Source organism: Pseudomonas sp. BNK-7, from assembly GCF_048072025.1.
In the GTDB taxonomy this organism is placed as follows: domain Bacteria; phylum Pseudomonadota; class Gammaproteobacteria; order Pseudomonadales; family Pseudomonadaceae; genus Aquipseudomonas; species Aquipseudomonas danubii.
Map to the genome: position 1 here is coordinate 13,433 of NZ_CP182252.1, position 26,808 is coordinate 40,240.

A 26,808-nucleotide genomic window follows, 5' to 3' on the forward strand; every position below is an offset into this window, starting at 1 on the left:
TGAAAAAGCCTTGTTGACTTCGAAATGAGAATCGTTATGATTAACACAACTGGTCGCGAGATCAGTCGATAACCTGGAAGACCAGTGGTTCGGACTCTCAGATTATCTCCTCATCAGGCTAATCACGGTTATTTGACCCGGCTCTTGCCGGGTCTTTTTTTGCCGGTGAAAAAGTGAGCCATTCAAGGTTTCAATTGCGCACAGTAATCCTTGGGTGGCTGGGGTGGCGTGTACCAGACGTAATCGGCCGATGCCGGGGAAACCTCACTTCCCTGCTCCGCCAGAATCAGCACCACAACTTCCTGCCCCTGATCCAGATCAGCCATATGCAAGGGCACCCCAAGATCCCGGCGCCCATGAAAAGATCCGGCAAACAGCAAGGCTGGAGTCGGTGCTGCCAGCAGCCGCTCGGCCATGCGCCGATCCCGCTGTTGCTGCACCGCCAGCATGGACGGCACCTGGCTTTCGGGCAGTAGGCCACAGTGGGACTCGCGAATTTGCGCGGACAAGAGCTGAGTCACCGGGCGGGCATTGCTCCGCGCCCCGGACAGAACAGGCGCCTGTGCATAAATCCCGCGCACGTCCTGAGTGTTCAGATTGGCTGCCAGCAAGGGATAGGGCTGCTTCAACGCATACCCCACCAGCGGACCGTAGAGACTCCAGTCCCAACCCGGTTGCCAGGCCAACGTAGCGGGTAGTCCTTCAGGCAAACGCCGCCCATCCAGGGACCGCTTGACCTCATCGACTTTTGATTGCTGATCCGGATTGAGCATTTCCAACAACAGACTGCCCTGTTGCCGCTCCGCGGACATAGAGCGCAAGAGCCAGAGTTGCAACGCGTGATGATCGGCGTTGTCATGCTGCTCACCGACTATCAGCCTGGGCGCCTGTGCCAGGCGTTCAACCAGCTCGCCTGGGCTCAGCGCCTCACCATTGTGCAGATCAATAATGTTGCCTGGCTCCCGCGCAACCGGGGGCGGCAGCGTTTCCGGCATGCTGTGACAGGCCGCCAGCAACAAGGCCAGCAGTAGCGAGAGTGCACGCATCAGGTCTCTCCGTGTGTCAGATCAACGGGCAATGATCAACGGATGCCCGCGTTCAGGGTGCTGCTGCACCAGAACCTCCAGGCCGAACACCGCTTGCAACGGCTCGGAACGCAGCACCTCGGCTGGCGTCCCCAATGAATGCGGGCGTCCGCCTTCAAGCAGCAATACCCGATCACAGTAGCGCGCCGCCAGATTCAGGTCATGGAGGATAATCAGCACCGCCGCGCCGCGATCGGCAAACTCCCGGACGGCCTGCAAGGTGATGTGTTGATGCAACGGGTCGAGGGCAGACGTGGGCTCATCCAGCAACAGGTTGTGCCCACTCTGTCCTGGCCACAATTGCGCCAGGACCCGCGCCAGATGCACCCGCTGCCGCTCTCCACCCGACAACGCCAGGTAGCTGCGCCCCGACAGATGCATCACATCGGCCGCCTCCAGCGCGGCACTGACTATCTGCGCGTCACGCACGCGACCACTCTGATGGGGCAAGCGCCCAAGCCCCACCACTTCCTCGACCCGAAAAGCGAAGTCCAGACTCGACGCCTGAGGCAACACCGCCAGACGTTGCGCCCGCAATGTACCCTGCCACTGGGCCAACTCTTGCCCATCCAGCGACACTCGGCCCTGGTGGGCCGCCAACTCTCCACTCATGGCTCCGAGCAGACTGCTTTTACCGGCGCCATTGGGTCCAAGCACCCCCAATACCTGGCCCGGCAACAATTGCAGGTCCACGCCGGACAGAACATCTTTACCACCACGGCGGACATGCAGATTCTCGACTCGCAGCATCAGGCGCGCCCTCGCAACAACAGGTACAGAAAGAACGGGGCGCCGATAAAAGCGGTGACGATACCGATGGGCAATTCGGCTGGTGCCAGCGCCAGACGCGCCACCAGGTCAGCCAACAGCAGCAAGCTGGCCCCCGCCAGGATCGATGCCGGAAGCAAGGTGCGGTGATCCGGCCCCGACAGCAGGCGCACCAGATGGGGCACCACCAGTCCGACAAAACCTATCATCCCCGCTGCAGCCACGGCAGCTCCCACGCCCAGGGCAGTACAGAACACCAGCTCACGCTTGAGTCCTTCGACATCGATCCCCAAATGCTTGGCCTCGGACTCGCCCAGTAGCAGCGCATTCAATGCCGTGGCCCGACGAGGCAACCACAGAGCTACCGCAGCCGTCACCAGCAGCAGCGGCCACAACCGCTGGTAACTGGCACCGTTCAGGCTGCCCAGGTTCCAGAAGGTCAAGGTTCGCAAGGTGGCATCATCCGCCAGGTAGGTGAACAAGCCCACAGCCGAGCTGGCCAGAGCCGTCAAGGCTATTCCCGCCAGCAACATGGTTGCTACATGAGTCTGGCCATTGCGCCGGCCAAGACGATAGACCAGTGCCGTAACTCCCAGGCCACCCAGAAAGGCACAGAGTGAAAGCAGGTAAGGGCCAATGGCTTCCGGTACACCGCCGAACATCGAGCCGCCAACAATGGCGATCGCCGCGCCCAACGCTGCTCCACTGGACACCCCCACCAGCCCCGGATCCGCCAGGGGATTGCGAAACAGTCCCTGCATGGCCACGCCGGACAGCGCCAGCACTCCACCCACCGCAAGGCCGAGCAAGGTCCGCGGTAGGCGGATCTGCCCGAGGATCAGCTCCGCCTGCTCCAGCCCCTGCCCATTGATCGGTATTCCAAGCAAGCGCAGGGCGGCGCGTAAGGTATCGAACAGGGGCAGGCTGACCGGCCCCAAGGCCAGTGACAGCCAAATAGCCAGGAGGCACAGGGCTCCCAACCCGAGAAACAGCGTTCTAGGTTTGACCAGACGACTCATTGGGCCGACTTGGCCTGGGGGTAGAACGCTGCCGCCAGGCGCTTCAGGCTATCCGGCAACCGAGGCCCCAAGCCCCCCACCAGCAGGGTCGGATCCAATTCGACCACCCGCCCAGCCTTGACCGCCGCAGTAGACGCCAGCACCGGGTTTTCCTTGAACAGCGCAGCACGGGCCGCGTCGCCGCTCAGACTGCGATCGGAAAACACCAGGACTTGCGGACTCAAGCCGGCCAAGGACTCCACCGAAAACGGCTTGTAGCCGGTATGGGTCGCCAAGTTGTGCCCACCGGCCTGCTGCAGGAGCCAGTCCGCCGCAGTGTCCTTGCCGGCAATCAGCGGTTTACCACCAGCATGTCCCAGCAGCAGCAATACTCCCGGCGCCGCCTGGGCCTTCTGTGCCTCACTGACCCAGGCGTGTTGCTGTTCAAGCTGCTTTTGATAGCCCTGAAACAGCTCTGCGGCTTGCGCCTCGCGGTCCAGTAGTTGCCCCAGATGCCGCAAAGTGTGCTGCAAGGTAGGAAGATCGGCCTGGGCAGAAAACAGCTCGACCCTGACCCCGGCGCTACGAATCTGTGACAGCACCGGTGGCGGGCCCATTTCCTCTGTACCCACCAGAATCTGCGGCCGCAGGCTCAGGATGCCTTCCGCCGATAGCTGCCGTTGATAGCCAATGCTGGGCAGCGCCTTGAGTGATGCCGGGTGCTGGCTGGTGGTGTCGACCCCTACCAGCTTCGACTCCGCGCCCAGAGCTGTTACCCACTCAGACAAGGCCCCACCAGCACTGACCCAACGCTGCGGCAACTCATCGGCGGTGGCCCACTGGCTCACCAGCATTCCGGCACAGAACGCAATGGCGCTGGCACTCAGGCGCATAAGTACATTTCCTTTATAGACGTGGGGCCCGCGAAGCAGCTGTCCATGTGACATGCCAGGCAGAGCAGGCATCGAAATGAGCAAGCACCCCGTGTCGGGCGAGGCGGCCATTTGATAATTGTTTTCATTTAGCAGTCAAGCGTCGACATGTTTCATCCTGCCGCCACGGAAAAACTGTGACAGCCTTAGCGCAGAGCCTTGGGACCAAGAGGATAGACATGAAATTTCTTTGCGCCGGGAGTGACCTTCCCGAGGCCGGTAGCCGGGGTTTCCAGCTTGCGGGCTTGAAGCTCTTTGCCGTGCGCCGCGAGGGGCAGGCCTACGTGTATGCCAATCAGTGCCCGCACCGAGGAGTCCCCCTGGAATGGCAACCTGATCAGTTCCTCGATCCCAGCGCCAGCCTGATCCAGTGCGCCACCCATGGCGCACTGTTTCTGATCGAGAGTGGCGAATGTGTGGCAGGGCCATGCGCCGGGCAGTTCCTGAGGGCTATCGACTGCAGGGAAGACAGTCAGGGCATCTGGGTCGATCTTTAACCCTAAAACAGCACCTCTAGGCGCCGATCGATAGAGACTTCCTGTGCCGTCAGGCGAACGCCATAAGCCAGCACCTCGACACCGGCCGCTACCGCCTCCCTCAGGGCTACGGCATACCCCGGATCAATCTCCTCTGCCGGACGCACTGCTTCTATACCCGAGAGATTGACGCAATACAGCTGAACCGCACGTACCCCCTCCCGAGCCAGGCTTGCCAGTTCACGCAAGTGCTTGGCGCCGCGCTGGGTCACCGCATCGGGGAACGCCGCCACTGCGCAACCATCGAACCCCAGAGTGACACTCTTGACCTCGACATAGGCCGGACCGCACGGGTAATCCAGGCGAAAATCGATGCGACTGTTCTCCTGCCCATAAGGCACCTCGCGCTTCAACCCGGTGAAGCCGTTCAATTCATTGATCAGCCCCGCCCTCAACGCCTCTTCAACCAGGCTGTTGGCCCGCCCGGTATTGACGCAGGCCAGACGACCTTGAGGCGTTTCACTGATTTCCCAGGTGCCCGGCAGCTTGCGCTTGGGGTCGTTGGAACGGCTGAACCACACCTGCCCGCCTTCAACCATGCAATTGAACATCGAGCCGGTATTGGGACAGTGAATCGTCATCTGTTCGCCCGCAGCGGTTTCGATGTCTGCCAGGAAACGCTTGTAGCGACGCAGCAGACGCCCTTCTTCCAAGGGAGGATCGAAGCGCATCAGCCTTGCCAGCTCTGCAGGCCACGGGAGATACGCTGCACCGCTTCCTGGAGGCGCTCCAGGCTCTGGGTGTAGGCGAAACGCACATGGTGTCCCGCCTGGTGACGACCGAAGTCCAGGCCGGGAGTGAAGGCCAAGTGCTCGGTCTCCAGGAAGTGCCGGCAGAAAGCAAAGGCATCACCACCAAAAGCGCTGATATCAGCGTACAGATAGAAGGCTCCTTCAGGCTCCACGGCGATACCAAAGCCCAACTCGCGCAAGGCCGGGAGCAGGAAATCCCGGCGGCGCCCGAATTCGGCACGACGCTCCTCAAGCATGCTGATGGTTTGCGGCTCGAAACAGGCCAGAGCAGCGTACTGGGCCATGCTCGGCGCACTGATGTAGAGGTTCTGCGCCAGTTTCTCCAGCTCACCCACAGCCGCAGGCGGTGCCACCAGCCACCCCAGGCGCCAGCCGGTCATGCCGAAATACTTGGAAAAACTATTCAGGACGAAAGCGCTGTCATCCACTTCCAGCACGCTGGCGGCATCAGTGCCATAGGTCAGGCCGTGGTAGATCTCGTCCACCACCAGATGTCCGTTGCGAGCCTTGATCGCAGCGGACAGGCCCGCCAGTTCATCACGACTGAGCACAGTCCCGGTAGGGTTCGCCGGGGAAGCAACCAGGGCGCCGACGCTGTCCTGATCCCAGTAACGCTCCACCAAGTCAGGAGTCAGTTGATAACGCACATCCGGCCCTACCGGCACCAACTGCGCAGCACCTTCCACCAGACGCAGGAAATGCCGGTTGCACGGATAGCCCGGGTCAGCCAGCAGCCAGTGCTTGCCCGGGTCCACCAGCAGGCTGCTGGTCAGCAGCAACGCACCAGAACCTCCGGGAGTGATCATGATCCGCTCGGGGTCGATATCCAGGCCATAACGCTGCTGGTAGAAACCGGAGATTGCCCCACGCAGCTCCGGGATACCTCGCGCCGCGGTGTAACGAGTCTTGCCGGCGCTCAAGGCCGCCTGCCCGGCCTTGATGATCGGCTCGGCGGTGGTGAAGTCCGGCTCGCCGATCTCCAGGTGAATCACATCATGTCCAGCGGCCTGCAACTCATTGGCGCGGGCCAGCAGGGCCATGACATGGAAAGGTTCGATAGCGCGACTGCGCGCACTGTAGGGCAGAGCCATTAGCCTTCCTTTATTCGAGGGGGAGCAAAAGTCCGATTCTACCCATCCAGTGAAGCTCGGGAGAACCCAACCCTATCCATGCGGTCTGTTGCCTTGCGCCAACTGGTGCAAACAGAAACCGCAGATTTGACTAAAATCAATGATTGAGCGGACCGATCTGCAAGCCATGCCAGAGTTTTCCCGTGTCTACGGACTGCGACTGGACACAGGCTCGACAACCGGGAGTAGCGCGCTCTGGTTTGATCTGGTAAGTTCGCCCGCTTGCAGCCGCAGGGCCGGCAAGTGTCGGAGATGGAGCAATCCTGCGCAATGGATTACAAGAGTAGAGGCGGTCCATTCATGCCCACCCAAGCAAAGCAACAGATTCAATCGATCAGCGGTTTTGAACCTTATGTTGAAACTGCGGGCGAAGAGTACATGGGCAAGCCCATGCGTGAGCACTTCACCAAGATCCTGAACAAGTGGAAACAGGACTTGATGCAGGAAGTCGACCGCACTGTTGATCACATGAAAGATGAAGCGGCCAACTTCCCTGACCCGGCCGACCGTGCCAGCCAGGAAGAAGAGTTCAGCCTTGAACTGCGCGCCCGTGATCGTGAGCGCAAGTTGATCAAGAAGATCGACAAGACCCTGCAGCTGATCGAAGACGAAGAATACGGCTGGTGTGAATCCTGTGGTGTCGAGATCGGCATCCGCCGGCTGGAAGCCCGCCCAACCGCCGATATGTGCGTTGATTGCAAGACCCTGGCGGAAATCAAGGAAAAACAAGTCGGCAAGTAATCGCCGGCCTGAACCTGAAACGGAGCGTATACACGCTCCGTTTTCGTTTCCGCCTTGCGCTGTAGAAGCGAGCTCACTCGCGAAAGCAATCCCTCCGTTCCTGTCATCACTCCGGGGCCAGCCCCGATAGCATCCTGCCCATGACTGCCTCCACATCTCCTTCTTCATACATCGGACGCTTCGCCCCCACCCCCAGCGGCTACCTGCATTTCGGCTCGCTGGTTGCAGCCCTTGCCTCCTATCTGGATGCCCGAGCTGTCGGCGGCCGCTGGCTGGTGCGCATGGAAGACCTCGATCCGCCCCGGGAAGAACCCGGCGCCCAGGCAGCGATCCTCAAGGCCCTGGAATGCTACGGTTTCGAATGGGACGGTGACATGGTCCGTCAGAGCGAACGCCACACTGCCTATGCCGAGGTGCTCAACCGCTTGTTCAACCAGGGCCTGGCCTATGCCTGTACCTGTTCACGCAAACAGCTGGAGCCCTACCACGGCATCTACCCGGGCCTGTGCCGCAACCTCGGCCATGCCCGAGAGCATGCAGCGATCCGCCTGCGCGTGCCGGAGCTGGAGTACCGCTTCACCGACCGGGTCCAGGGCGAGTACCGCCAGCACCTGGGCCGGGACGTGGGGGACTTCGTGATCCAGCGCCGGGATGGCCTCTATGCTTATCAACTGGCCGTGGTGCTGGATGACGCGTGGCAAGGCATCACCGACATCGTCCGTGGTTCTGACCTGCTGGACTCCACACCGCGTCAGTTGTACTTGCAGGAATTGCTGGGGCTGCCTCAGCCGCGTTACCTGCATGTGCCGCTGATCACTCAGCCGGACGGCCACAAACTGGGCAAGTCCTACCGCTCGCCACCACTGAGCGAAGATCAGGCGCCGCCCTTGCTATTGCGAGCGCTGCGGGCCCTGGGGCAGACAGCGCCAAGCGAACTGGCCGATGCCAGCGTGGCAGAGATCATGCGCTGGGGTACTGCGCACTGGGATGCAAGCTTGATTCCACGCACACTGAGCGTGCCGGAAGCCCAATTGAGCTGACGCCCCTTGCAGCTTGGCGCCCATCCGTTACCATCGCCGCACGTTTTCGGGCACGCACACAATAAAGAGAGGCCGAGATGTACATCTATCGCTTGGTCCTGCTCCTGGTAGTGGGGATCTATCTGTTCTCCCCCGCCATCATGGATTGGTGGATCGATGCTACTGGCGCCTGGTATCGCCCGTATCTGCTCTGGCTGATTCTGATCGTCGTGACCTTCATCCTGCAGAGCCAAAAAGATGCCGATGAGCTTTAGCCTGACCCAGATGATCCTGATCAGCGCCGCCTACTTGCTGGTGCTGTTCGGGGTGGCCTGGATCAGTGAGCGCGGCATGATTCCGCGCTCGATCATTCGCCACCCGCTGACCTACACCCTGTCGTTGGGGGTCTATGCCAGCGCCTGGGCCTTCTACGGCACGGTGGGCCTGGCCTATCAGTACGGCTACGGGTTCCTCTCCAGCTACCTGGGGGTGTCCGGGGCCTTCCTGCTGGCGCCGGTGCTGCTCTATCCGATCCTGAAGATCACCCGCACCTATCAACTGTCATCCCTGGCGGACCTGTTCGCCTTCCGTTTCCGCAGCACCTGGGCCGGCGCCCTGACCACCATCTTCATGCTGGTAGGAGTCCTGCCCTTGCTGGCCCTGCAGATCCAGGCAGTGGCCGACTCGATCGGCATCCTCACCCATGAACCGGTGCAACATCGAGTAGCGCTGAGCTTCTGCGCGCTGATCACCCTGTTCACGATTTTCTTCGGTTCACGGCACATCGCTACCCGGGAGAAACATGAAGGCCTGGTGTTCGCCATTGCCTTCGAATCGGTGATCAAGCTGATCGCCATCGGCGGCGTCGGCCTATATGCGCTGTACGGGGTCTTCGATGGTCCGCAACAGCTGGAACTCTGGCTGCTGCAGAACCAGACCGCCCTCGCCGCGCTGCACACTCCACTGCAAGAGGGCCCGTGGCGCACCCTGCTGCTGGTGTTCTTCGCCTCGGCGATCGTCATGCCGCACATGTACCACATGACCTTTACCGAAAACCTCAACCCCCGAGCCCTGGTCAGCGCCAGCTGGGGGTTGCCGCTGTTCCTGCTGCTGATGAGCCTGGCGGTGCCGCTGATTCTCTGGGCCGGACTCAAGCTCGGCGCCACCACCAATCCGGAATATTTCACCCTGGGCATAGGTATCGCCGCCAACAGCCCAGCCCTGGCGCTACTGGCCTATGTCGGCGGGCTCTCGGCCGCCAGCGGCCTGATCATCGTCACCACGCTGGCCCTGTCGGGGATGGCCCTGAACCATCTGGTGCTGCCGCTTTACCAGCCCCCCGCAGAAGGCAACATCTATCGCTGGCTGAAGTGGACCCGTCGCGCCCTGATCGTCGCCATCATCATGGCCGGCTACGCCTTCTACCTGCTGCTGGGAGCCGAACAGGACCTGGCCAACCTGGGCATTGTCGCCTTCGTCGCTACCCTGCAATTTCTTCCCGGCGTGCTTTCGGTGTTGTACTGGCCGACCGCCAACCGTCGGGGCTTCATTGCCGGGCTGCTGGCGGGGATCCTGGTCTGGCTGGTGACCATGCTGCTGCCTCTGATCGGCAACCTGCAGGGTTTCTATATCCCGCTGCTGAACATGATCTACGTCCTCGACGACACGAGCTGGCACATGGCGGCCATCGCCTCGCTGGCAGCCAACGTACTGATGTTCACCCTGATTTCGCTGTTCACCAACGCCAGTACCGAGGAAACCAGCGCCGCCGAAGCCTGCGCCGTGGACAACGTGCGGCGCCCGCAACGACGGGAACTGCATGCCGCCTCGCCCCAGGAGTTCGCCACCCAACTGGCCAAGCCGCTGGGAGCCAAGGCCGCGCAAAAGGAAGTGGAACAGGCCCTGCGCGACCTGTATCTGCCTTTTGACGAACGCCGCCCCTATGCCTTGCGGCGTCTGCGTGACCGTATCGAGGCCAACCTGTCCGGCCTGATGGGACCGAGTGTCGCCCAGGACATGGTGGAAACCTTCTTGCCCTACAAGGCCGGCGGAGAAAACTATGTCACCGAAGACATCCATTTCATCGAGAGCCGCCTTGAGGACTACCACTCACGCCTGACCGGCCTGGCCGCCGAGCTCGATGCCCTGCGCCGTTACCACCGACAAACCCTGCAGGAACTGCCCATGGGCGTCTGCTCCCTGGCCAAGGATCAGGAAATCCTCATGTGGAACAAGGCCATGGAGGAGTTGACCGGCATTCCCGCTCAGCATGTGGTGGGATCGCGCCTGAGCACCATCACCAATCCATGGAAAGACCTGCTGCAGGGCTTTATCAACTTGCCGGACGAGCACTTGCACAAGCAGCATCTGGCCCTCGACGGCCAGACTCGCTGGCTGAACCTGCACAAGGCGGCCATCGACGAGCCGTTGGCTCCGGGTAACAGCGGCCTGGTGTTGCTGGTGGAAGACCTGACCGAAACCCAGACCCTGGAAGACAAGCTGGTGCACTCCGAACGCCTGGCCAGTATCGGACGCCTCGCCGCCGGGGTGGCTCACGAGATCGGCAATCCGATCACCGGCATCGCCTGTCTGGCGCAGAATCTGCGGGAGGAGCGCGAGGAAGACGGTGAGCTGACGGAAATCAGTGAGCAGATCCTCGAGCAGACCAAGCGCATTTCGCGCATCGTCCAGTCACTGATGAGCTTTGCCCACGCCGGTAGCCATCAGCACAACGACGAAGCCGTCTGCCTGGCCGAAGTTGCCCAGGACGCCATTGGCCTCCTGGCCTTGAACCGGCGCAATTTCGAAGTGCAGTTCTTCAATCTGTGCGATCCCGACCACTGGGTCGATGGTGATCCGCAGCGGCTGGCGCAGGTACTGATCAACCTCCTGTCCAACGCCCGCGACGCCTCTCCTCCCGGCAGCGCGGTACGCGTCAAGAGCGAGGCTTTCGAACACACGGTCGATCTGATCGTGGAAGACGAAGGCAGCGGCATTCCCAAGAACATCATGGACCGATTGTTCGAACCGTTTTTCACCACCAAGGACCCTGGGGAAGGTACCGGACTGGGCCTTGCACTGGTCTATTCCATCGTTGAAGAGCATTATGGACAAATCACCATCGACAGCCCGGCCGATCCACAAAGCCAACGCGGCACCCGTATTCGGGTGACCTTACCGCGTCATGTCGAAGCGACGTCCGCTGTGAACTGAGACCGTCGAGAGAATTGAATCAATGCCGCATATTCTGATCGTCGAAGACGAAACCATTATCCGCTCCGCCCTTCGCCGCCTGCTGGAACGCAACCAGTACCAGGTCAGCGAAGCCGGCTCGGTGCAGGAAGCCCAGGAACGCTTCAGCATTCCCACATTCGACCTGATTGTCAGCGACCTGCGCTTGCCTGGTGCCCCCGGCACCGAACTGATCAAGCTCGGCCAGGGCACTCCAGTACTGATCATGACCAGTTACGCCAGCCTGCGCTCGGCTGTGGACTCAATGAAAATGGGTGCGGTGGACTACATCGCCAAACCTTTCGACCACGATGAAATGCTCCAGGCCGTGGCCCGGATTCTCCGCGACCGACAAAGCGCCGAGAACGCACCGGCAGATCGTCCAGCCACCAAGACGGGGAGCGTTGCGGACAAGGCCGGCGCCAGCAACCACAACGGCGAAATCGGCATCATCGGTTCCTGCCCGCCCATGCAGGATATGTACAGCAAGATCCGAAAGGTGGCGCCAACAGATTCGAATGTCCTGATCCAGGGCGAGTCCGGTACCGGCAAGGAACTGGTGGCCCGGGCACTGCACAACCTCTCCAAGCGGGCCAAGGCCCCCATGATCTCGGTGAACTGCGCGGCCATTCCGGAAACCCTGATCGAGTCCGAATTGTTCGGCCATGAGAAAGGCGCGTTCACCGGCGCCAGCGCCGGGCGTGCAGGTTTAGTGGAAGCGGCGGACGGCGGAACACTGTTCCTCGACGAAATCGGGGAGCTGCCACTGGAGGCCCAGGCGCGCCTGCTGCGGGTTCTGCAGGAAGGCGAGATCCGTCGCGTGGGGTCCGTGCAGTCGCAAAAAGTCGATGTCCGCCTGATTGCAGCGACTCACCGCGACTTGAAAAGCCTCTCGAAAATCGGCCAGTTCCGTGAGGACCTGTATTACCGCCTGCACGTGATTGCCCTGAAACTGCCCGCCTTGCGCGAGCGCGGCGCCGACGTCATTGAAATCGCCAATGCCTTCCTCGCCCGCCAGAGCGCACGCATAGGCCGCTCGGACCTGAAGTTCGCCGCCGACGCCGAACAGGCTATTCGCCATTATTCCTGGCCAGGAAACGTGCGTGAACTGGAGAACGCTGTAGAACGCGCGGTAATCCTGTGCGAAAGCCCGGAAATCTCCGCTGACCTGCTGGGGATTGATATCGAGCTGAGCGACCTCGAAGACGATGACTTCGTCGGCCTGCCAGCGCAACAGGGCAACACCAGTCACGAGCCCACCGAGGACCTGTCCCTGGAAGACTACTTCCAGCACTTTGTCCTCGAACACCAGGACCACATGACCGAGACCGAATTGGCACGCAAACTGGGCGTCAGCCGCAAATGCCTTTGGGAACGTCGCCAGCGCCTGGGCATCCCGCGGCGCAAAAGCGGGGTAGCCAGCGAAAGCTGAACCCAGGCTGACCCGGGTGTGGGTAACGCTCGACTTTGTGAAAAAAACTGTTACCTGTGTAATTGGACGTAACAAAAGCCGGGGCTAAAGGTAACGAAGCCCCGGTTTTTTTTGGCCTGAAAAACACCACTCGGCACGCCTAACCCCTTGTTTTACTGGGGATCGCAAAAGTTGGCACGGCAACTGCTATATGTTTAGTACAAGAACAATAACAAGCAATGCACAAGACAATAAAAATAAGACGAATCGACTCACGCATAATAAAAACAACACGGCGGAGGCGCAGCTAACTGATTCTTTTGGAGAGGCGTTGTATTTGGGGCATGCCCCACAACCAGGCCGAGAACAACAAAAACTGCCCTAAGGCAGAGCCTGAACTGGTTGGATCGAAAGGTCATTGCAACTCAGCGATCAAAGCAATCCGTTTGCTCTTGGCTCCCGATTGGGAGGGTCACTCTGGATAACCTCAGTGACAAGGGCGTTTAACAAAAACAAGAAGCCCGAAACCAATAATAAAAATAGAGCACGCACAACTATTCTGGGGGAGCTTCGGCTCCCCTTGTGGTTTCCAGAATTCGCATTTCCCCCAAAAAAACCTACGCCAGCCCTGCTAGATCGCACCTTTGCGCAGGCCTGCACAAGTCGCGGCAGCTTCCTACACCATCCTTCGACTAAATGCTAGAATCCCCGCCCATCATGCGGTCATTCTTCGTTTTGGCCGAACATTCCTTCAAACAGTGCATCCCATGCTGAAGAAGCTGTTCCAGTCATTCCGTTCTCCCTTGCGTCGTACGCAACATAAACGCAGCACCCCTGAAGTGCTCAATAGCAGCCAACATTCGCTGCAACGTGCCCAGTTCAGCCGGTATGCGGTAAATATCGTCGAACGCCTGCAGAACGCCGGCTACCAGGCGTATCTGGTGGGTGGCTGCGTGCGCGACATGCTGCTCAACATCACCCCGAAGGATTTCGACGTCGCCACCAGCGCTACACCGGAGCAGGTCAAGGCCGAGTTTCGTAACGCACGGATCATTGGCCGTCGTTTCAAACTGGTGCATATCCACTTCGGCCGCGAAATCATCGAGGTCGCGACTTTCCGCGCCAACCACCCGCAGAACGACGATGAGGAAGACAGCAATCAATCCTCCCGTAACGAAAGCGGGCGAATTCTGCGGGATAACGTCTACGGCACCCTTGAAGAAGACGCGCAACGCCGCGACTTCACCATCAACGCCCTGTATTACGACCCGGTCAGCGAACGCATCCTCGATTACGCCAATGGCGTACACGACATTCGCAACAATCTGATCCGCCTCATCGGCGACCCTCGGCAGCGCTACCAGGAAGACCCGGTGCGGATGCTGCGTGCCGTGCGATTCGCGGCAAAACTCAACTTCGGTATCGAAAAGCACACCGCAACGCCGATCCGCGAACTGGCTCCCATGCTGCGGGAAATCCCTTCCGCACGTCTGTTCGAAGAAGTGCTCAAGCTGTTCCTCTCCGGCTATGCGGCCGACACCTTCGAAATGCTGGTGGACCTGCAACTTTTCGATCCATTGTTCCCAGCCAGCGCCGAAGCCCTGGAATACAACCCGACCTACACCCATACATTGATCAGTGAAGCCTTGATCAACACTGATTTGCGAATCAAGCAGAACAAGCCCGTGACTCCGGCCTTCCTGTTCGCCGCCCTGCTCTGGCCGGCCCTGCCCGCCCGGGTCCTGCGCCTGCAGGAGCGCGGCATGCCGCCAATCCCGGCCATGCAGGAAGCGGCCCACGAACTGATCGCCGAACAGTGCCAACGCATTGCCATTCCCAAGCGCTTCACCATGCCGATCCGCGAAATCTGGGACATGCAGGAACGGCTGCCACGGCGCAGCGGCAAGCGCGCCGACCAGTTGCTGGACAACCCGCGCTTCCGTGCCGGCTACGACTTCCTGCTGCTGCGTGAAAGCGCAGGTGAGCAGACTGACGGCCTGGGTGAATGGTGGACCGACTACCAGGACGCCAATGACTCCGAACGCCGCGACATGATCCGCGACCTGAGCGGCAAGGAAGACGCCAGCGGCGCACCACGCAAACGTCGGCGCAGCAGCGGTGCCAAACGCAAGCGTGCAGGCAGCTCCAGCGCTTCAGGCGAGTAATGGATGGAACGCATCTACATTGGCATGGGCAGCAATCTGGCTGCCCCTGAAGAACAACTGCGCAGCGCACTCGAGGCCTTGGCGCAGTTGCCCGCAAGCCACTTCCACGGCGTGTCGGCCTTCTATCAAAGCGATTCCCTGCTGCCCGGCCAGCCGCGCTACACCAATGCCGTGGCGGCGCTGGACAGTGACCTGGAGCCCTTGGCACTGCTTGATGCGCTGCAGGCCATCGAAAACCAGCAAGGCCGAGAACGTCATGAACGCTGGGGCCCTCGCACCCTGGACCTGGACATCCTCCTGTTCGGCGACCGCCTGATTGACGAACCGCGCCTCAAAGTCCCTCATTACCATATGCAGGCCCGCCCCTTTGTCCTCTATCCCCTGGCGGAACTGGCCCCCTCTGAATTGCAACTGGCCGACGGACGTACCCTGCAGGAGCTGCTCGACGCCTGTCCATTTGTCGGCCTGGAACGGCTGAAATAACCGCTGAAACGCATCAGTAACGGCGGTAACACTCCCGGCGTAACAAGGCGGTAACACATCTAATTGACTTCCAGAGTCCTCATCACGACTATAGGCGTCCCGTTGCCGCCATCCCGGCGTTAAAGGGCGCAATTCAAGCGAGGCTTGTTCGCGGCGACCCCAGGAAACGCTAGGCCAAGGCGCTTGTGCAACGGCGGTGGCACCCGCTGGTACACAGCCCCTTCTGGGCACAGAATAAGGCGTCCAACGCCACCAGCGCGAATCCCGGTACCGCTTTCAAATCGCTTGGAACCAGGCTGTATAAGCACGACAAAAGACCGTGCGCCTGAATAACGAAGAATCACGCGCGTTACTCGCAGTAGTTTCCAAAGCGCCTGAAATGAGGACCCCTTTTCATGCCAGACATCACTCTGACCACCCTGCAAAGCCTCAAGCAGAAAGGTGAAAAGATCACCATGCTGACCTGCTATGACGCCACCTTCGCCCACACCTGCTGTGAAGCCGGCGTCGAAGTCCTGCTGGTAGGCGACTCCCTGGGCATGGTGTTGCAAGGGCACGACAGCACACTGCCCGTGAGCAACGCCGATATGGCCTATCACGTCGCGGCGGTCAAACGCGGCAACAACGGCGCGTTGATCCTCGCCGACCTGCCCTTCATGTCCTATGCCACCCCCGAACAGGCCCTGAGCAGCTCGGCCCAGTTGATGCAGGCCGGGGCGCACATGGTCAAGATCGAAGGTGCCGCCTGGCTGGCCGAATCGGTTCGCCTGCTGAACGAACGCGGCGTTCCGGTCTGCGTACACATGGGGCTGACCCCACAAACAGTGAATGTGCTGGGCGGCTACAAGGTCCAGGGGCGCAACGAGAGCCAGGCGCGGCAGATGCGGGCCGATGCCATTGCCCTGGAGCAGGCCGGTGCCGCCATGTTGCTGCTGGAATGCGTGCCCAGCGAGCTGGCGGCGGAAATCACTCAAGCGGTGAAAATCCCGGTGATTGGCATCGGTGCCGGCAGCGCCACCGACGGCCAGGTGCTGGTGCTCCACGACATGCTGGGCCTGTCTCTGAGCGGTCGCTCGCCCAAGTTCGTGAAGAACTTCATGGCCGGCAAAGACAGCATCCAGGCGGCGTTGAGTGCCTATGTCGAAGCGGTCAAGACCGTTACCTTCCCAGGCGCCGAACACGGGTTCTCTGCATGAATACAGTCAAAACCGTGCGCGAGTTGCGCGCTGCGGTCGCCCGTGCCCGCAGCGAAGGCAAGCGAATCGGCTTCGTCCCCACCATGGGCAACCTGCACAGCGGTCACGCCGCCCTGGTGGCCAAGGCCGCCCAGCGAGTGGATTTCGTGGTGGCCAGTATCTTCGTCAACCCGCTGCAGTTCGGCGCCGGCGAAGACCTCGACAAGTATCCGCGGACCCTGGCCGCCGACCAGGAGAAACTGCTCGAAGCCGGCTGCCATCTACTGTTCGCCCCCAGCGTCGAAGAGATGTACCCCGACGGCATGGCTGGACAGACCCGGGTCAGCGTGCCACAGCTCTCCGAAGGCCTGTGCGGCGCCAGCCGCCCTGGTCATTTCGAAGGCGTGGCCACGGTGGTCAGCAAGCTGTTCAACATGGTCCAGCCGGACCTTGCCGTGTTCGGCCAGAAGGACTACCAGCAGTTGGCGGTCATTCGTGCCCTGGTGCATGACCTGAACATGCCGATCCAGATCATCGGCGAGCCAACGGTGAGGGCCACCGACGGCCTGGCCCTGTCCTCGCGCAATGGCTACTTGAGCGCAGAGCAGCGCGCCATCGCCCCCGTGCTGTACCGCAGTCTGAGCCAAATCGCTCAGGCCATTCGGGATGGCGAGCGTGACTATCCGAGGCTACTGGCCGAGCAACAGCAGCAGCTCGAGGCGGCCGGCCTGCGACGGGACTACCTGGAAATCCGTCACGCGAAAAACCTGCGTCCCGCCACTGCCGAAGACCGTGACCTGGTGATTCTGGTGGCGGCTTATCTGGGCGCAACACGCTTGATCGACAACCTGCATCTGGACCTCGACACGCCGGCATGACCGCCTGATTGCCCGAACGCCAACCTTCGGGCAAACTGCCGCCGGCTGGGGCCTGCAGCTGATACTGCAGGTCCTGTTCGAGGATCCGACCCAGGAATTTCCTATGCGTGCCATCTTGCCCAGGGTGAAAGCGATCTGCTCAGTGTCAGACCACGCAGGCGGTAGATGCCCCCGGCAACGAGCGGAGCCACGAAACCATGGGGTCCCCGTTGAAGCCAGCCGATTCCAACCCCGTTTATTCCCGCTGAAAGCCCCCATGCAGCCCTGATTGGCCCCGCCAGTACAAAATAGTACCGGCCACAAGGCGCACAAAGCCAAGACAGAACAGCACGCTGGAGTTACTGTTATCGCCCTGGGTGATTAATCGAATCAGCACAGGACTGAAGGAACGAGGTCCTTGAGACCGCGCAGGACGTTCCGGGCTTCTCAGTGTCCAAAAAGGCAGTTCAAGCAAAAGGAAAACCGCAGCGATGGCGTACTACCGCACTCCTCACGACGTTACCGCTCTGCCCGCCTGGCAAGCGTTGAAAGACCACCGCCAAGCCATGCAGGATTTCAGCATGCGCGAGGCGTTCAATACCGATCCACAGCGCTTCAACCAATTTACCCTGAGCAGCTGCGGACTGTTTCTCGACTACTCGAAAAACCTGATCACCAGCCAGACCCGCGATCTGCTGGTGAATCTGGCCAAGGAAGTCGGTCTGGCCGATGCCATCAAGTCCATGGTGACCGGTGAACTGGTCAACGCCTCCGAAGGCCGTCCGGCGCTGCACACTGCACTACGCCGTCCAGTGGGCGACAAGCTGTCGGTCAATGGCGTCAACGTGATGCCGGAAGTACACAAGGTACTGAACCAGATCACCGAGCTGGTCGGGCGCATCCACGACGGCCTGTGGCGCGGCTACACCGAGAAACCCATCACCGACGTGGTCAACATCGGTATCGGTGGGTCGTTCCTCGGCCCGGAGCTGGTGTCCGAGGCGCTGTTGTCCTATGCCCAGAAAGGCGTGCGCTGTCACTACCTGGCCAATATCGACGGTAGCGAGTTCCATGAGCTTTCGGCGAAAATCCGTGCAGAAACCACGCTATTCATCGTTTCTTCAAAGTCATTCAACACCCTCGAAACCCTGAAGAACGCTCAGGCGGCGCGAGCCTGGTACCTGGCCCAGGGCGGCTCCGAAGCCGAATTGCACCGCCACTTCATCGCCGTATCGAGCAACAATGCGGCCGCCGTGGCCTTCGGCATTCGTGAAGAGAACATCTTCCCAATGTGGGACTGGGTCGGTGGACGCTACTCGCTGTGGTCCGCCATCGGCTTGCCGATCGCACTGGCCATCGGCATGTCCAACTTCAAGGAACTGCTGTCCGGTGCCTACACCATGGACCAGCACTTCCAGAGCGCTCCGTTCGAGCAGAACATGCCGGTACTGCTGGCCTTGCTGGGAGTGTGGTACGGCAACTTCTGGGGAGCGCAAAGTCACGCGATCCTGCCGTACGACCACTACCTGCGCAACATCACCAAGCACTTGCAGCAGTTGGACATGGAATCCAACGGCAAGAGCGTGCGCCAGGACGGTACCCCGGTGGCCACCGATACCGGCCCGGTGATCTGGGGCGGCGTAGGCTGCAACGGTCAGCACGCCTATCATCAGTTGCTGCACCAGGGCACCCAGCTGATTCCGGCCGACTTCATCGTGCCGATCGTTAGCTTCAATCCGGTGGCTGACCACCACCAGTGGCTGTACGCCAACTGCCTGTCCCAGAGCCAGGCGCTGATGCTGGGCAAGACCCGCGCCGAAGCCGAGAGCGAACTGCGCGAGAAAGGCATGAGCGAAGCCGATGTGGCAAAACTCGCGCCGCACAAGGTGATTCCCGGCAACCGTCCGAGCAACACCCTGGTGGTGGAACGCATCAGCCCGCGGCGCCTGGGCGCCCTGGTAGCACTGTACGAACACAAGGTCTTCGTGCAAAGCGTGGTCTGGGGTATCAACGCCTTCGACCAGTGGGGCGTGGAGCTGGGCAAGGAACTGGGCAAAGGCGTCTACAACCGTCTGGTCGGTAGCGACGAAACCCTGGCCGACGATGCTTCGACCCAAGGCCTGATCAACTACTTCCGCGGCCGTCACCGCGGCTGATCAACCTTCTCTGTCCCGGGAGCCGCCACGCCGGCTCCCGTCCGGGCCCCGGCCCTCCCCCCCCCCCTTGAACCTTCCTGACACTTGTGCGCACCCTTATGGCTTGTCGCAAAACAAGAATAAGGAACCGTCATGTTCGATATCAGCACTTTTCCGAAAGCCGATGCCGTCCGCCGGGCGGCGCAAATGAGTCAGGACGACTACCACCACCTCTACCGCCAATCCATTGAGCAGCCAGATGTGTTCTGGGCCGAGCAGGCCAAGCGTTTCCTGCACTGGAGCAGCCCCTGGGACAGTGTGCACAGCCATGACATGCGCACCGGCGAGGCCAGCTGGTTCCGTGGCGGCCAACTCAACGTCAGCTACAACTGCATTGATCGTCATCTGGAAAAACGCGGCGATCAGGCAGCCATCATCTGGGAAGGCGATAACCCCGCCGACTCACAGCGCATCACCTACAAAGAACTTCACGGGCATGTCTGCCGCCTGGCCAACGTGCTGAAAAGCCGTGGCGTGAAAAAAGGCGACCGGGTGTGCATCTACATGCCGATGATTCCCGAAGTGGCCTACGCCATGCTCGCCTGCACCCGGATCGGTGCCGTGCATTCGGTGGTGTTCGGCGGCTTCTCCCCGGAGGCCCTGCGCGACCGGATTCTCAACGCCGACTGCCGCACCCTGATCACCGCCGACGAAGGCGTGCGCGGCGGCAAACAGATTCCCCTCAAGAGCAACGTCGACAAGGCCCTGCTCAGTTGCCCGGACGTCAGCAGCGTGGTGGTGGTCGAGCGCACCCGTCACCCGGTGAACTGGGTGGAGGGCCGCGACATTCACTACCAGCAGGCCGTAGCCGCGGCCAGCGACCAGTGCGCCCCCGAGCCGATGGACGCCGAAGACCCGCTGTTCATCCTCTATACCTCCGGCAGCACCGGCAAACCCAAAGGCGTTCTGCATACCACCGGCGGCTACCTGCTACAGGCCGCCATGACCTTCAAGTACGTACTGGACTACCGCGACGGCGAGGTCTTCTGGTGCACCGCCGACGTCGGCTGGGTCACCGGCCACAGCTATATCCTCTACGGCCCCTTGGCCAACGGTGCCACCACGCTGATCTTCGAAGGCGTGCCCAACTACCCCAGCACCTCGCGTTTCTGGGAGGTGGTGGACAAGCACCAGGTGAACATCTTCTACACCGCCCCCACCGCCCTGCGGGCCCTGATGCGCGAAGGCAACGACCCCGTGCAACGCACCTCCCGCAGCAGCCTGCGGCTCCTGGGCAGTGTTGGCGAACCGATCAACCCGGAAGCCTGGGAGTGGTATTTCAATGTCGTGGGCGAGCAGCGCTGCCCGATTGTCGATACCTGGTGGCAGACCGAGACTGGCGGCATCATGCTCAGCCCCCTGGTCAGCGCCCGGCAGGTCAAACCCGGCTGCGCCTCGACGCCGATGTTCGGTGTACAACCGGTGTTGCTGGACGACCAGGGCAAGGAAATCCTAGGTGCCGGCAGCGGCATCCTGGCGATCAAGGCCAGTTGGCCGGCACAGATACGCAGCGTCTACGGCGATCCCAAGCGCATGATCGAAACCTACTTCGCGCCTTACCCCGGCTACTACTTCACCGGTGACGGCGCGCGCCGGGACGAGGACGGCAGCTATTGGATCACCGGACGCATCGACGACGTGATCAACGTCTCCGGGCACCGCATCGGCACCGCCGAAGTGGAAAGCGCCCTGGTGCTTCACGACGACATCGCCGAGGCCGCCGTGGTCGGTTACCCCCACGACCTCAAGGGCCAGGGGATCTATGCCTTTGTCACGCCCATGCAAGGCATCGAACCCGACGAGGAGCTGAAAAGGCAACTGCTGGCCCTGGTCAGCCGTGAAATCGGCAGCTTTGCCAAACCGGAGCTGATTCAGTGGGCCCCGGCCCTACCGAAAACTCGCTCGGGCAAGATCATGCGGCGTATCCTGCGCAAGATCGCCTGCAACGAACTGGAGACCTTGGGGGATACCTCGACGCTGGCGGACCCCAGTGTGGTGGAAGGCCTGATCGACAAGCGCCTGAACGCTTGAAACCGGCGCGGCCACGGCCGCGCCTTTTTTCACTACCCGCACCGAGCTGTCATGGAATTCATTCGCAGCCGTATCGAAAGCCAAGTCATGAGCTTGTCTGGCCTCTCCCTGGGGCAACTCGACCTGGAGCATCCCAAGGGCGACCCCGGCCTGTTCGGGCCGGGCTCGGTCAGTTGGCAGGTACACGCCGATTTCAGCAGCATGCTGATCGGCGGCATCAGTGCCTTGCTGATGCAAGCCCTGCACCCCCTGGCCCTGGCCGGGGTCTGGGACCACTCGAACTTTCGCCAGGACATGATCGGCCGCCTGCGCCGCACCGGCCAGTTCATTTCCGGCACCACCTTCGGCTCCCGTCAGGACGCCGAATGGCTGATCGAAAAAGTACGTACTATTCACCTGCATATCGTGGGCACCGCTCCTGACGGCCGTCCTTACGCCGCCAGCGATCCAGACCTGCTGACCTGGGTGCATGTGGCGGAAGTCAGCAACTTTCTCGCCGCCCACCTGCGTTACCTCAACCCTCGCCTGTCAGGGGCAGACCAGGACCGCTACTACAACGAGATCGCGCTGATCGCCGAACGTCTCGGCGCCCGGGATGTGCCCCGCTCGCGGCGGGCGGTGGCCGACTACCTGCAGGCCATGCGTCCGCAACTGCTGTGCGACGATCGCAGTCGCGAGGTTCTGCGCCTGCTACAGGCGGCTCCAGCTCCCAGTCGCCTGGCCAAACCTTTTGGCTCATTGATGATGCAGGCCGGTATCGACCTGCTGCCGGACTGGGCCAGCTCCATGCTTGACGTCAATCAGAACCCGCTGCAACGCCAGCTGATTCGAGCCAGCGTCAAACGCAGTACGCCGATGCTGCGCTGGGCGGTGCGGGACAGTTCGGTGCATCGAGCGAAACGACGCATGGGTCTGTAGAAGAAGACCGCTCATGCACAACACGCCCGGACAGTTCGCAATTGGCCGACCAGCCCCACGCCCTACCCAACATGCCCCTGAACAAAGTCTGCGGCTCTGCCCTCAAGGCCTTGCACTTGAGCGCCCAGGCCATTGGCTGCGGCGATGCCAAAGTGATCATCGGCGGCGGCCAGGGCGTGGCATTGGCCATAGAGTCCGAGAGATCGCCTTCGCCAGCACTTGGCTCCTACAACGGGCAGGAGGCTGGTAAACTGCGGCGCCTTATTCCTCTTCTCCAAGGCGCCCTGCATGTCTTCCTTGAATCAGGCGCTGCGCGCCGCCCTCGATCACCGTCAAGACCTGCTCGCCGAACTGCACCAGCAAGGCACCGACTGCTATCGCCTGTTCCACGGCAGCCAGGAAGGCGCCGGTGGCCTGACCGTCGACCGTTATGGGCCGCAGTTGCTGGTACAGAGCTTTCACCAAACGCTGGAACGCGATGCCCTGCTGCAATTGCACGAGACCATCAATCAACAGCTGAACCTGTCGAGCCTGCTGGTCTACAACGATCGCTCCCGCGGCAACTCGCGTATCGACCGTGAAGACTCGGTATACCGCGCCGACGACAGTGCCCTGGAGGATCTGGTCGGCCACGAATGGGGGTTGAATTATCGTGTCCGTGGCCGTCATGCCGGGCAGGACCCGTTGCTGTTTCTCGATCTGCGCAACGCTCGCGGCTGGGTCAAGCAGCACAGTGCCGGGAAAAGCGTGCTCAATCTCTTCGCCTATACCTGCGGTGTCGGCCTCTGCGCTGCGGCCGGAGGCGCCCGGGAGGTCCTCAACCTGGACTTCGCCGAAGGCAACCTGGCGGTAGGCCGGGAAAACGGCCAGCTCAACCCGCAGCTACCCGGCATGCAGTTCGTGCAGTCGGACTACTTCCCAGCAATCCGCCAACTGGCGGGCCTGCCCATCAGTCAGCGACGTGGACAGAAGCTCCCCAGCTATCCGCGTCTTGAACAACGCCAATACGATCTGGTCTTGCTGGACCCTCCGGCCTGGGCCAAGAGTGCCTTCGGCACCGTCGACCTGCTGCGCGATTATCAGAGCCTGCTGAAGCCGGCGCTGCTGGCCACTGCCGAAGAGGGTGTGCTGATCTGCTGTAACAACCTGGCCAAGGTGTCGTTGCAGGACTGGCGAGAACAAGTGCTGCGCTGCGCCGAGAAAGCCGGGCGGCCAGTACGCGATTGCCAGGTCCTTGCCCCTGCTGCGGACTTCCCTTCCCAGGACGGACAACCGCCGCTGAAAACACTGATCCTGCAACTTTGATCAGGGGCAAAAAATCTGAACAATCCTGAAGACTGCGATGGTTTCGGAACCGTAAACGCGTGCCATACTCCAAGGCACTTCCGATCCAGATAGATGAAGCCTCGCATGACCAAAGGATTGATTCGCGCTCTCTGCGCCTTGTTGACCGCTCTCGCCCTTTACAGTCTGCTGGGCTTTCTGATTTTGCCGGGCATCGCCTTGCGGGTGGCCAACCAGCAACTGGCCGACTACGCCACGACCCCGGCCCATATCCAGCGTATCGAACTCAACCCCTTCAGCCTGGAACTGACCCTCTGGGGCCTGAGCGTCGGCGAACCGGGCAAGGAACAGATTGCCTTTCAGCGCCTCTACGCCAATCTGCAATTGGACAGTCTGTGGAAACGCGCTCTGCATCTGGCGGACATCGAACTGGACCAGCCCAAGACCGAGATCCTCTTCGACAAGGAAGGCAAGCTCAACCTCCTGGCCCTGTTCAAGCTGCCTGCCAGCGAACCGACCCCGAGCGATCCCGACGCCAAGCCATTTCCCGTTCGCATTGAACGCATCAAGCTGGCGGGCGGCTATCTGCACTTCAAGGACCTGCGCCCCAGCGAGCCCATCGAGTTTCTCTACAACAAGCTCGACTTTGAACTGAAGAACCTCAGCACCCTGCCGGATGACAGCGCCGACATGACCCTGATGGCCACCGGCCCGGAAGGTGGACAGATCGACTGGAGCGGCAACTTCAGCGTGACCCCGCTGGCTTCCGAAGGCACCTTGAAAGTCACCGACGGCAAGATGAAAGCCTGGTGGCCCTATGTACGTGACGCCGTGCCGCTGGTGCTGGAAGACGGCGTGGTCAACCTCAGCACCCACTATAAATTCAGCCTGACCAAGGAAACCGAACTGCTGCTGGACAACACCTCCATCAGCGTTGCGCCATTCGCCATCAAAGCCCCGGACGGTCGCCCGCTAGCGCGCCTGGAGCGCCTGGACATCAGCGAAGCGACGGTGGACCTGGCCAAGCAGCACGTCATAGTCGGCAAGATCCGCAGCCAGAAACTGGAGACCTGGGCCGCCCTTGAAGCCGATGGCCAACTGGACTGGCAAAAGCTCTTCGCCAGCCAACCCGCCAAGCCGGCAGCCAAGCCTCAGCCAGCCACAGCCGATACCCCCAAGGAACCCGCAGTCCCCAGCAAGCCCTGGCAGGTACTGCTCAAGGATGTGGAACTGCGCAACTATCAGGTGCACCTGGCCGACCGCCAAGCCAAACCGGCCGTGGCGCTGGACGTTGGCCCGCTGAACCTGGATCTGAAAAACTTCGACAGCCTCAACCAGTCGCCTTTCACCCTAAAGCTCGATACCGGCCTGGGTAAACAAGGCAAGGTCAGCGCCACCGGCGAAGTCAATCTCAACCCCATCACCGCCAAGCTCAAGGTGCAGACCAAGGACATCGACCTGCGGGTCGCCCAGTCCTACATCAGCCCGTTCATTCGCCTGGAACTGCGCAGCGGCATGCTCGGCAGCGACCTGGCAGTGGACCTGAAGAAAGTCGAACCGTTGACCTTCAGCATCACCGGCCGGGCCGAAGTGGATCAGTTGCACACCCTGGACACCCTCAAGACCCGCGACTTCGTGAAGTGGAAACAAGTGGTGGTGGAGGGCCTGAACTATCAGCACGGTGACAGCCTGACCATCAGCCAGGTCAACCTGATGCAGCCTTATGCGCGCTTCATCATCAACGATGACCGCACCACCAATATCGACGACCTGCTGATTCCACAACCTGCAGGCGGCAGCAGCAAATCCTCGGGCAAGCCCGCCCCAAGTTCCAGCAAGCCACTGGGTATTCACATTGGTAAAATCGCCATCAACGATGGTTCGGCCAACTTCGCCGACCTGAGCCTGACACCAAACTTCGCCACGGCAGTCCAGCAACTCAACGGGCATATCGGCACCATCGACAGCCGCCAGGCCAAGCCGGCGGAAGTCGACGTCAAGGGCAAGGTCGACCGCTACGCTCCAGTGACCATCAAGGGCAGCGTCAACCCCTTCGATCCAATGGCCGCACTGGATATCGCCACCAGCTTCAAGCGAGTGGAGTTGACCACCCTGACGCCCTATTCCGGAAAATTTGCCGGCTTTCGTATTCGCAAGGGCCGACTCAACCTCGACTTGCATTACATGATCACCAAGGGCCAGCTCAAGGCCGAGAACAAACTGGTGGTCGAACAACTGCAACTGGGTGAAAAGGTCGACAGCCCAGACGCCGTAGACCTGCCAATTCGCCTGGCCGTGGCCCTGCTGAAAGACACCGACGGCAAGATTTCCATCGAGTTGCCAATTTCCGGCGACCTCAACAACCCACAGTTCAGCGTGATGCCAATCGTCTGGCAGACCCTGCGCAACCTGGTGCTGCGAGCAGCCCAGGCCCCCTTCAAGTTCATTGGCGGCCTGGTCACCGGCGGCGACTCTGAAGACCTGAGCAGTGTGTCTTTCGCGCCTGGCTCCAGCGAACTGAGCAAAGAGTCCGAGTCAGCCCTCACCACCCTGGCCAAGGCCCTCAAGGAGCGTCCGACCTTGCGCCTGGAGATCGAAGGCACCAGCGCCCAGAGCAGCGATGGTCCGCTGATCGCCGAACAGCGCCTGGAGCGCGAGTACCAGTACAACTACTACAAGATCCTGCAACGGCGCGGCGACAAGGTGCCGGCCCAGGCGTCCTTGCTGCAGGTTCCCGAGGGCGAGAAAGCGCCATTGCTGGAAGGCATTTACCGCACCCGCCTGAAACAGCAACCTCCGGCCGAATGGACCCAGCTCAGCCGCGACGAGCGCAGTGCCAAACTGCGTGAGGGGCTGATCAAGTTCTGGAGCGGCAGTGACGTGTTGCTGCGCCAACTGGGCCAGGAACGGGCCAGCAGCATCAAGGACTTCCTGGTGGACAAGGGCCAACTGGCCGATGACCGGGTCTACTTCATCGATGCCAACCTCGGCCAGGCCGAAAGCGACGGCAAGGTGATCACTCCGCTGCACCTGGACAGCGAGTAAGGCCCGCGCCGGCCTCAAGCAGCGCCACTTCCCCGCCCAATAGAACAGGCCC

The 26,808-nt window shown here is 61.2% G+C and carries 21 protein-coding genes and 1 pseudogene; 16 read left to right on the plus strand and 6 right to left on the minus strand.

Annotation, left to right across the window (positions count from 1 at the left end):
- Positions 1-182: 182 nt before the first annotated feature.
- Genes ACMGF8_RS00070 through ACMGF8_RS00085 form a run of 4 tightly spaced genes read right to left on the minus strand, consistent with a single transcriptional unit; the run spans position 183 to position 3,744 of the window.
- Positions 183-1,046, minus strand: coding sequence for a ChaN family lipoprotein (locus ACMGF8_RS00070; protein WP_416758313.1), 864 nt, complete (start codon positions 1,044-1,046; stop codon positions 183-185).
- A gap of 21 nt (positions 1,047-1,067) precedes the next feature.
- Complete coding sequence (locus ACMGF8_RS00075; protein WP_102865497.1) at positions 1,068-1,835, minus strand: heme ABC transporter ATP-binding protein; 768 nt, start codon at positions 1,833-1,835, stop codon at positions 1,068-1,070.
- Entirely contained in the window at positions 1,835-2,872 is a 1,038-nt protein-coding gene (locus tag ACMGF8_RS00080) for a FecCD family ABC transporter permease (protein WP_102865496.1), read from the minus strand. Before ACMGF8_RS00080 ends, ACMGF8_RS00075 begins: the two co-directional genes overlap by 1 nt.
- Entirely contained in the window at positions 2,869-3,744 is an 876-nt protein-coding gene (locus ACMGF8_RS00085; RefSeq protein ID WP_416758316.1) for a heme/hemin ABC transporter substrate-binding protein, read from the minus strand. The genes ACMGF8_RS00080 and ACMGF8_RS00085 overlap by 4 nt, the downstream gene beginning before the upstream one ends.
- A 218-nt stretch (positions 3,745-3,962) precedes the next feature.
- On the opposite strand from ACMGF8_RS00085, the gene ACMGF8_RS00090 reads away from it, so the two are divergent.
- Positions 3,963-4,280, plus strand: a complete 318-nt coding sequence (locus ACMGF8_RS00090; RefSeq protein WP_102865494.1) for a Rieske (2Fe-2S) protein — start codon at positions 3,963-3,965, stop codon at positions 4,278-4,280.
- Between the two features lie 2 nt (positions 4,281-4,282).
- Here the strand turns inward: ACMGF8_RS00090 and sfsA are convergent, their stop codons facing one another.
- Together sfsA and ACMGF8_RS00100 are read right to left on the minus strand one after the other, a co-directional pair.
- Complete coding sequence (gene sfsA, locus ACMGF8_RS00095; protein ID WP_102865493.1) at positions 4,283-4,990, minus strand: DNA/RNA nuclease SfsA; 708 nt, start codon at positions 4,988-4,990, stop codon at positions 4,283-4,285.
- Positions 4,990-6,162, minus strand: coding sequence for a pyridoxal phosphate-dependent aminotransferase (locus ACMGF8_RS00100; protein WP_102865492.1), 1,173 nt, complete (start codon positions 6,160-6,162; stop codon positions 4,990-4,992). The genes sfsA and ACMGF8_RS00100 overlap by 1 nt, the downstream gene beginning before the upstream one ends.
- A 339-nt stretch (positions 6,163-6,501) precedes the next feature.
- Here ACMGF8_RS00100 and dksA point away from each other — a divergent pair, with 339 nt between their 5' ends.
- From dksA to ACMGF8_RS00175, 15 genes and pseudogenes are all read left to right on the plus strand, one after another.
- Positions 6,502-6,942 (plus strand): RNA polymerase-binding protein DksA, encoded by a 441-nt coding sequence (gene dksA / locus ACMGF8_RS00105; protein ID WP_011063504.1) that lies wholly within the window; start codon positions 6,502-6,504, stop codon positions 6,940-6,942.
- A 140-nt stretch (positions 6,943-7,082) separates the two neighbouring features.
- Positions 7,083-7,982 carry a tRNA glutamyl-Q(34) synthetase GluQRS gene (gluQRS, locus tag ACMGF8_RS00110; RefSeq protein ID WP_102865491.1) on the plus strand — a complete coding sequence of 300 codons (900 nt, stop codon included), beginning with the start codon at positions 7,083-7,085 and terminating at the stop codon, positions 7,980-7,982.
- A 77-nt stretch (positions 7,983-8,059) separates the two neighbouring features.
- The gene (locus tag ACMGF8_RS00115) at positions 8,060-8,236 is read left to right on the plus strand and encodes a hypothetical protein (RefSeq protein WP_003176118.1); all 177 of its coding nucleotides are present in this window, start codon (positions 8,060-8,062) and stop codon (positions 8,234-8,236) included.
- The gene (locus ACMGF8_RS00120; protein WP_162884092.1) at positions 8,220-11,174 is read left to right on the plus strand and encodes a sensor histidine kinase; all 2,955 of its coding nucleotides are present in this window, start codon (positions 8,220-8,222) and stop codon (positions 11,172-11,174) included. The genes ACMGF8_RS00115 and ACMGF8_RS00120 overlap by 17 nt, the downstream gene beginning before the upstream one ends.
- A 22-nt stretch (positions 11,175-11,196) precedes the next feature.
- A complete protein-coding gene (locus tag ACMGF8_RS00125; protein ID WP_102865489.1) occupies positions 11,197-12,624 on the plus strand; it encodes a sigma-54-dependent transcriptional regulator in 1,428 nt (475 codons plus the stop codon).
- 746 nt (positions 12,625-13,370) lie between these two features.
- Positions 13,371-14,768 carry a polynucleotide adenylyltransferase PcnB gene (locus tag ACMGF8_RS00130; protein ID WP_102865488.1) on the plus strand — a complete coding sequence of 466 codons (1,398 nt, stop codon included), beginning with the start codon at positions 13,371-13,373 and terminating at the stop codon, positions 14,766-14,768.
- Between the two features lie 3 nt (positions 14,769-14,771).
- Positions 14,772-15,251 carry a 2-amino-4-hydroxy-6-hydroxymethyldihydropteridine diphosphokinase gene (gene folK / locus ACMGF8_RS00135; RefSeq protein ID WP_102865487.1) on the plus strand — a complete coding sequence of 160 codons (480 nt, stop codon included), beginning with the start codon at positions 14,772-14,774 and terminating at the stop codon, positions 15,249-15,251.
- 395 nt (positions 15,252-15,646) lie between these two features.
- Positions 15,647-16,447, plus strand: a complete 801-nt coding sequence (panB, locus tag ACMGF8_RS00140; RefSeq protein WP_207166565.1) for a 3-methyl-2-oxobutanoate hydroxymethyltransferase — start codon at positions 15,647-15,649, stop codon at positions 16,445-16,447.
- Entirely contained in the window at positions 16,444-17,304 is an 861-nt protein-coding gene (gene panC / locus ACMGF8_RS00145) for a pantoate--beta-alanine ligase (protein ID WP_102865485.1), read from the plus strand. Before panB ends, panC begins: the two co-directional genes overlap by 4 nt.
- A gap of 470 nt (positions 17,305-17,774) precedes the next feature.
- Positions 17,775-19,439, plus strand: a complete 1,665-nt coding sequence (gene pgi / locus ACMGF8_RS00150; RefSeq protein ID WP_102882229.1) for a glucose-6-phosphate isomerase — start codon at positions 17,775-17,777, stop codon at positions 19,437-19,439.
- Positions 19,440-19,571: 132 nt separating this feature from the next.
- Positions 19,572-21,509 (plus strand): acetate--CoA ligase, encoded by a 1,938-nt coding sequence (gene acs / locus ACMGF8_RS00155; RefSeq protein ID WP_207166566.1) that lies wholly within the window; start codon positions 19,572-19,574, stop codon positions 21,507-21,509.
- 51 nt (positions 21,510-21,560) lie between these two features.
- Complete coding sequence (locus ACMGF8_RS00160) at positions 21,561-22,427, plus strand: oxygenase MpaB family protein (protein ID WP_115580954.1); 867 nt, start codon at positions 21,561-21,563, stop codon at positions 22,425-22,427.
- 65 nt (positions 22,428-22,492) lie between these two features.
- Positions 22,493-22,600, plus strand: a pseudogene (locus ACMGF8_RS00165) (hypothetical protein); the annotation flags it as partial.
- Between the two features lie 115 nt (positions 22,601-22,715).
- Entirely contained in the window at positions 22,716-23,732 is a 1,017-nt protein-coding gene (locus tag ACMGF8_RS00170) for a class I SAM-dependent rRNA methyltransferase (protein ID WP_115580955.1), read from the plus strand.
- A 105-nt stretch (positions 23,733-23,837) separates the two neighbouring features.
- The gene (locus ACMGF8_RS00175; protein ID WP_207166567.1) at positions 23,838-26,756 is read left to right on the plus strand and encodes a DUF748 domain-containing protein; all 2,919 of its coding nucleotides are present in this window, start codon (positions 23,838-23,840) and stop codon (positions 26,754-26,756) included.
- Positions 26,757-26,808 lie beyond the last annotated feature (52 nt).

What these genes read in the sequence shown, in the direction of transcription:
- ACMGF8_RS00070 (WP_416758313.1), bottom strand. Translation starts at nt 1,046, where the DNA reads ATGCGTGCACTCTCGCTACTGCTGGCCTTGTTGCTGGCGGCCTGTCAC.
- ACMGF8_RS00075 (WP_102865497.1), bottom strand. Translation starts at nt 1,835, where the DNA reads ATGCTGCGAGTCGAGAATCTGCATGTCCGCCGTGGTGGTAAAGATGTT.
- ACMGF8_RS00080 (WP_102865496.1), bottom strand. Translation starts at nt 2,872, where the DNA reads ATGAGTCGTCTGGTCAAACCTAGAACGCTGTTTCTCGGGTTGGGAGCC.
- ACMGF8_RS00085 (WP_416758316.1), bottom strand. Translation starts at nt 3,744, where the DNA reads ATGCGCCTGAGTGCCAGCGCCATTGCGTTCTGTGCCGGAATGCTGGTG.
- ACMGF8_RS00090 (WP_102865494.1), top strand. Translation starts at nt 3,963, where the DNA reads ATGAAATTTCTTTGCGCCGGGAGTGACCTTCCCGAGGCCGGTAGCCGG.
- sfsA (WP_102865493.1), bottom strand. Translation starts at nt 4,990, where the DNA reads ATGCGCTTCGATCCTCCCTTGGAAGAAGGGCGTCTGCTGCGTCGCTAC.
- ACMGF8_RS00100 (WP_102865492.1), bottom strand. Translation starts at nt 6,162, where the DNA reads ATGGCTCTGCCCTACAGTGCGCGCAGTCGCGCTATCGAACCTTTCCAT.
- dksA (WP_011063504.1), top strand. Translation starts at nt 6,502, where the DNA reads ATGCCCACCCAAGCAAAGCAACAGATTCAATCGATCAGCGGTTTTGAA.
- gluQRS (WP_102865491.1), top strand. Translation starts at nt 7,083, where the DNA reads ATGACTGCCTCCACATCTCCTTCTTCATACATCGGACGCTTCGCCCCC.
- ACMGF8_RS00115 (WP_003176118.1), top strand. Translation starts at nt 8,060, where the DNA reads ATGTACATCTATCGCTTGGTCCTGCTCCTGGTAGTGGGGATCTATCTG.
- ACMGF8_RS00120 (WP_162884092.1), top strand. Translation starts at nt 8,220, where the DNA reads ATGCCGATGAGCTTTAGCCTGACCCAGATGATCCTGATCAGCGCCGCC.
- ACMGF8_RS00125 (WP_102865489.1), top strand. Translation starts at nt 11,197, where the DNA reads ATGCCGCATATTCTGATCGTCGAAGACGAAACCATTATCCGCTCCGCC.
- ACMGF8_RS00130 (WP_102865488.1), top strand. Translation starts at nt 13,371, where the DNA reads ATGCTGAAGAAGCTGTTCCAGTCATTCCGTTCTCCCTTGCGTCGTACG.
- folK (WP_102865487.1), top strand. Translation starts at nt 14,772, where the DNA reads ATGGAACGCATCTACATTGGCATGGGCAGCAATCTGGCTGCCCCTGAA.
- panB (WP_207166565.1), top strand. Translation starts at nt 15,647, where the DNA reads ATGCCAGACATCACTCTGACCACCCTGCAAAGCCTCAAGCAGAAAGGT.
- panC (WP_102865485.1), top strand. Translation starts at nt 16,444, where the DNA reads ATGAATACAGTCAAAACCGTGCGCGAGTTGCGCGCTGCGGTCGCCCGT.
- pgi (WP_102882229.1), top strand. Translation starts at nt 17,775, where the DNA reads ATGGCGTACTACCGCACTCCTCACGACGTTACCGCTCTGCCCGCCTGG.
- acs (WP_207166566.1), top strand. Translation starts at nt 19,572, where the DNA reads ATGTTCGATATCAGCACTTTTCCGAAAGCCGATGCCGTCCGCCGGGCG.
- ACMGF8_RS00160 (WP_115580954.1), top strand. Translation starts at nt 21,561, where the DNA reads ATGGAATTCATTCGCAGCCGTATCGAAAGCCAAGTCATGAGCTTGTCT.
- ACMGF8_RS00170 (WP_115580955.1), top strand. Translation starts at nt 22,716, where the DNA reads ATGTCTTCCTTGAATCAGGCGCTGCGCGCCGCCCTCGATCACCGTCAA.
- ACMGF8_RS00175 (WP_207166567.1), top strand. Translation starts at nt 23,838, where the DNA reads ATGACCAAAGGATTGATTCGCGCTCTCTGCGCCTTGTTGACCGCTCTC.